Below are 211 nucleotides of genomic sequence, written 5' to 3'. Positions count from 1 at the left end.
CGACTTTCAATACTACATCATGTATGTGGGAAGTAACAGGGTCTCAACCAGCAGAACCAGCGACAGCTTGTTATGAAACAGCGACTTTCAATACTACATCATGTATGTGGGAAGTAACAGGGTCTCAACCGGCAGAACCAGCGACAGCTTGTTATGAAACTGCAACATTTAATACTACATCATGTCTGTGGGAAGTAACTGGGTCTCAACC

1 protein-coding gene is annotated in these 211 nt (G+C 44.1%); it reads left to right on the top strand.

The window, feature by feature from the left end:
• Window positions 1–23: 23 nt before the first annotated feature.
• Window positions 24–211, top strand: a 188-nt coding sequence (locus Q0842_RS16320; protein ID WP_298500585.1) for a hypothetical protein, incomplete at its 3' end; no start/stop codon positions are given.

This window comes from uncultured Algibacter sp., assembly GCF_947495675.1.
Lineage (GTDB): Bacteria > Bacteroidota > Bacteroidia > Flavobacteriales > Flavobacteriaceae > Algibacter_B.
The sequence above is the reverse complement of the archived record's forward strand: the minus strand, read 5'-3'. Positions and strand labels throughout refer to the sequence as shown.